Annotated in this window: 5 protein-coding genes; 4 read left to right on the top strand and 1 reads right to left on the bottom strand. The window is 76.4% G+C overall.

What is annotated here, in order from left to right; genetic code table 11:
* From CCN44_RS32955 to CCN44_RS32940, 4 genes are all read left to right on the top strand, one after another.
* A partial coding sequence (locus CCN44_RS32955; protein ID WP_208639885.1) for a cellulose-binding domain-containing protein occupies positions 1-326 on the top strand: 326 nt, incomplete at its 5' end.
* 280 nt (positions 327-606) lie between these two features.
* Positions 607-1,701, top strand: a complete 1,095-nt coding sequence (gene rsgA, locus CCN44_RS32950; RefSeq protein WP_086701876.1) for a ribosome small subunit-dependent GTPase A — start codon at positions 607-609, stop codon at positions 1,699-1,701.
* 172 nt (positions 1,702-1,873) lie between these two features.
* Positions 1,874-3,289 carry a DNA-3-methyladenine glycosylase 2 family protein gene (locus tag CCN44_RS32945; protein WP_059255318.1) on the top strand — a complete coding sequence of 472 codons (1,416 nt, stop codon included), beginning with the start codon at positions 1,874-1,876 and terminating at the stop codon, positions 3,287-3,289.
* A gap of 177 nt (positions 3,290-3,466) precedes the next feature.
* On the top strand, positions 3,467-4,720 hold the full coding sequence (locus tag CCN44_RS32940; RefSeq protein ID WP_086701873.1) for an SGNH/GDSL hydrolase family protein: 1,254 nt from the start codon (positions 3,467-3,469) through the stop codon (positions 4,718-4,720).
* Here the strand turns inward: CCN44_RS32940 and CCN44_RS32935 are convergent.
* Positions 4,668-4,995: DUF456 family protein (locus tag CCN44_RS32935; protein WP_107502132.1), on the bottom strand; the 328-nt coding region annotated here is incomplete at its 5' end. The genes CCN44_RS32940 and CCN44_RS32935 overlap by 53 nt on opposite strands.

Genomic DNA, 4,995 nt, shown 5'->3' with positions numbered 1-4,995 from the left:
GCAGCCGGCCGGCCGGCTGCCGGGTCGCCTACGCACTGGACAGCCAGTGGCCCGACGGTTTCCAGGCCACCGTCACCGTCACCACCGAGGCGGCCCTGAGCGGCTGGCGGGTGTCCTGGACCTTCCGCGACGGCCAGCGGGTCGGCCAGACGTGGGACGCCACCGTCCACCAGGACGGCTCCCGCGTCACCGCCACCGCCGCCGACTACAACAAGACGGTCGCCGCACACGGCAGCCTGTCCTTCGGCTTCCTCGGCACCTGGACGGACGCCAACCGGACCCCGCACGCGTTCACCCTCAACGGGGCGCCCTGCACGCTGGGCTGACACCCCGGAGGGCGCCGCTTCCGGGGACACGCGGAGAAGGCGCGGAAGACGTGCGGAAAATGCTTTGACGTACGGGCCCGCCCGCGGGCTACAGTTGCCGGGCACGCCGAGGTGGTGTGCGCACGCGCGAGTGAGAACGAGGAGGTGTCGACCGATGGCTGTCACTGTGCCGGGCGCTGCCCTCATCCAGGAACTCCTCAAGTCCACCTCCGTGGCCACCGGCTGAACCCACCGCGCGCCGTACGCGCCTGCCCGGGGCCACCCTTGTGAAGGGTCTCCCTTGACTTCCACCTCCGCTGTGTTCTCCGCGCTGTCTCCCTACGGCTGGGACGAGGCCTGGGCCGACGCGTTCGCCCCGTACGCCGCCGACGGACTGCTGCCCGGCCGGGTCGTCCGGGTCGACCGCGGCCAGTGCGACATCGTCACCGCGGGCGGGACCGTCCGCGCCGACACCGAGTACGTCGTCCCCCGCGACCCGATGAAGGTCGTGTGCACGGGGGACTGGGTCGCCGTCGACCCCGCCGGCGACCCCCGGTACGTCCGCGCGTATCTGCCGCGCCGCACCGCCTTCGTCCGCTCCACCTCCTCCAAGCGGTCCGAGGGGCAGATCCTCGCCGCCAACGTCGACCACGCCGTGGTCGCCGTGTCCCTCGCCGTGGAACTCGACCTCGGCCGCGTCGAACGCTTCCTCGCCCTCGCCTGGGAGTCCGGCGCCCAGCCCGTCGTCGTGCTGACCAAGGCCGACCTCGTGCCGGACCCGGTCACCCTGGCCCACCTCGTGCGGGACGTGGAGACCAGCGCGCCCGGCGTGCCCGTGCTCACCGTCAGCGCCCTGCACGGCGACGGGCTCGACGTGCTCGTCGCGCTCGTCGGCTCGGGCACGAGCGTGCTGCTCGGCCAGTCCGGCGCCGGCAAGTCCACCCTCGCCAACGCGCTCGTCGGCACGGACGTCATGGACGTGCGGGCGGCCCGGGACGTCGACGGCAAGGGCCGGCACACCACGACCACCCGCAACCTGCTCGCCCTGCCCTCCGGCGGGGTGCTCATCGACACCCCCGGGCTGCGGGGCGTCGGCCTCTTCGACGCGGAGACCGGCGTGGGGCAGGTGTTCGCCGAGATCGAGGAACTGGCCGAGGACTGCCGGTTCCACGACTGTGCCCACGAGACGGAGCCGGGGTGCGCGGTGCGGTCGGCCGTGGCGAGCGGGGCGCTTCCGGAACGGCGGCTGGAGAGCTACCGGAAGCTGATCCGGGAGAACCAGTGGATCACGGCCAAGACCGATGCCAGGGTCCGTGCGGAGCTTCGGCGGGACTGGAAGCGGAAGGGAGCCGAGGGGAGGGCGGCGATGGAGGCGAAGCGGGGGCGGTGGAGGTAGGGGCACGGCAACTCCCCAGGGGCGGGGCCGTACTGGTGTGCGGCTCCGCCGCGTGGGCGAGACCAGCCACGACGGGCCCGCGCCCGGCGACGGCGCGCGCTGCCCACGGCGTACCACCGTGACGTCCGATTTCCGCTGGTCCGCCTGCTGCCCCCGCCCCACACTGGACCACGTGAGGGACGAAGACAGCAGGTACGAGGCCGTGCGCAGCCGGGACGGCCGGTTCGACGGGGTGTTCTTCTTCGCCGTCGAGACCACCGGCATCTACTGCCGCCCCAGCTGCCCGGCCGTGACGCCGAAACGGCGCAACGTGCGGTTCTTCGCGACGGCCGCCGCCGCGCAGGGCTCCGGTTTCCGGGCCTGCCGGCGGTGCCGGCCGGACGCCGTGCCGGGCTCGGCGGAGTGGAACGTCCGCGCGGACGTCGTCGGCCGGGCCATGCGCCTGATCGCCGACGGCGTCGTGGACCGCGAAGGCGTCGCCGGGCTCGCCACGCGGCTCGGCTACAGCGCCCGGCAGGTGCAGCGGCAGCTCACCGCCGAGCTGGGCGCCGGGCCCGTGGCGCTCGCCCGGGCCCAGCGGGCCCACACCGCGCGCGTCCTGCTGCAGACCACCGACCTCCCGATCACCGAGATCGCGTTCGCCTCCGGATTCGCCAGCGTGCGGCAGTTCAACGACACCATCCGGGAGGTGTACGCCGCGACACCGACCGAGGTGCGGGCCGCCGCCCCCCGGGACCGGTCCGCCCCCCGGGACCGGTCCGGCCACCGGACCGCGCCCGGCACGGGCATCCCGCTCCGGCTCGCCCACCGCGGCCCCTACCAGGCCGCCGCCGTCTTCGACCAGCTCGCGCGGGAGGCCGTCCCCGGAGTCGAGGAGGTGACCGGCACCCCGGGCGCCCGCACCTACCGGCGCACCCTGCGGCTGCCGTACGGCACCGCCCTCGCCGCCGTCCGGGAACGCACCCGCGCCCCGCGGACCGGCACCGGCACCCGTCCGGGCGGCTGGCTCGACGCCCGGCTGCACCTCACCGACCTCAGGGACCTCACCACCGCCGTGCAGCGGCTGCGCCGGCTGTTCGACCTGGACGCCGACCCGTACGCGGTCGACGAGCGGCTCGGCGCCGACCCCCGGCTCGCCCCGCTGGTCGCCGCCCGGCCCGGGCTGCGCTCGCCCGGCGCCGTGGACCCGCTGGAGCCCGCCGTACGCGCCCTCACCGGCACCCGCGGCGCCCAGGAGCTGGTGCGCCGGTACGGCAAGGTGCTCGACGCGCCGCACGGCGGCCTCACCCACGTCTTCCCGGAGCCCGCCGTCCTCGCCGAGGCCGAGCCCTCCGGCCCGCTGGGCGCGCTCGCCGCCGCCCTCGCCGACGGCACCGTACGACTGGACGCGGGCGCCGACCGGCACGACGCCGAGGAGGCCCTGCTCGCCTTGCCCGGCATGGACCCGGCCACCGTCGCCACCCTCCGCGTCCGCGCCCTCGGCGACCCCGACGTCGCCCCGCCCGGCGCCGACGTCCCCGACAGCTGGCGGCCCTGGCGGTCGTACGCCGTCCAGCATCTGCGGGTGGCCGGAGAGCCGATCCCCTGACCGCCGCCCCGCCCGGCGGGCGCGCTCGTTCGGCGTCCCGTCCGCCGCGCCGGCCCCGTTGCGCCGAGTGGGTGGACCTCCTCGATGTTCCGGCGGCGCGGCCCGGCCGTGTGGCACGGTCACCTGCGAGGGCCCTGGGGGGAGTCCCCGACGGGCCTCGGGGAAGGGCGGGCACACATGGTCAGGTTCGTTCGGGTCCTCGCGGTCCTCCTCCTGACACTGCTGCCGGGCCTGACGGCACCGGCCGTCGCCGAACCCGCCCCGCTGCCCTGGACCGGCAGCTGGGAGACCGCGCCCTCCGGCACCGCCGCCGCGCTGCCCGGCGCCGCCGTCCGCAACGTCGTCCACCTCAGCGTCGGCGGCACCGCCGTCCGCGTCCGGCTCAGCAACCGGCTCGGCACCCGGCCCCTGCGCCTCGGCGCGGTCACCGTCGCGCTGCGCCGCGCGGCCGGCCCCGACGCCGTACCCGGCACCCTGCGCACCGCCGCCTTCCACGGCGCCCCGGAGGTGACCGTCCCGCCGGGCGCGGACACGGTCACCGACCCGGTGCGGCTGCGCGTGCCCGCCGGTGCCGACCTGCTCGTCACCGTGTACACACCGGACGACTCCGGGCCCGCCACCTACCACCGCACCGCCCTGCAGACCAGCTACCTGGCCCGGCCCGGCGCCGGCCGGGCCGCCGACGAGTCCGGCACCGCGTACACGGCCACCACCAGCCGCTGGTACTACGTCACCGGCGTCGACGTGCGCGGGTCCGCCGCCGGCAGCGTCGTCGCGTTCGGGGACTCGCTCACCGACGGCAACGGCTCCACCCCCGACACCAACCGGCGCTGGCCCGACCGGCTCGCCCGGCGGCTGCTCGGCCACCGGACCGGCGTCCTCAACGCGGGCATCGCCGGCAACCGCCTGCTGCGCGACGGCACCGGACCGAGCGCCCTCGCCCGCCTGGACGCCGACGCGCTGGACCGGGCCGGCGTACGGGCGCTGGTGGTCTTCGAGGGCATCAACGACATCAAGGGCACCCCGGCGGCGCACGACACGGACGCCTTCGCGGACGCCTACCGCACCCTGCTGGCCCGGGCCCACGCCCGCGGCATCCGGGTCGTCGGGGTCACCCTCACCCCGTACGGCGGCTACCCCGCCTGGACCGCCGCCGGTGAGGACGTACGGCAGCGGGTGAACGCCTTCATCCGCACCGGCGGCGCCTTCGACGCGGTCGCCGACGCGGACGCCGCCGTCCGGGACCCCGCCGACCCCCGGCGCATCCGGGCCGCCTACGACCCCGGCGACCATCTGCACTTCAACGACGCGGGCATGGCCGCCGTGGCCGACACGGTCCACCGCGCCCTGACCCGCCGGCCGCACGTCACGGTGCCGGTCAGCCCCACAGCACCGCGCCCAGCCACGCCCCCGCGATCAGCAGGCAGGTGAACAGCTCCGCCAGCACACTGGAGCCGCCCGCCCGCATCGCCGTCCGCAGCGCGGCCATCGCCTCGCCGTGCCGGCCGAGCCGCAGCCGCTCCTCCAGATAGATCCCGGCCAGGAAACCCGGCAGGGCGCCCAGCACGGGCACCAGCACGAAACCGAGGACCGCCCCGGCACCCGCGTACACCGCCATCAGCGGGGTGGCGCCGCTCTCCTGGAGCCGGCGCGGCGGCAGCGCCCAGCGCACCACCTGCGACAGCAGCAGCACCGCGGTGGCGCCG

It is taken from the genome of Streptomyces tricolor (assembly GCF_002155905.1).
In the GTDB taxonomy this organism is placed as follows: domain Bacteria; phylum Actinomycetota; class Actinomycetes; order Streptomycetales; family Streptomycetaceae; genus Streptomyces; species Streptomyces tricolor.
Note: the sequence above shows the minus strand (reverse complement) of the source record. Positions and strands in the feature narration are given on the sequence as shown.

Coding starts and splice junctions, on each gene's coding strand:
- CCN44_RS32940 (WP_086701873.1), top strand. CDS start 3,467: ATGGTCAGGTTCGTTCGGGTCCTCGCGGTCCTCCTCCTGACACTGCTG.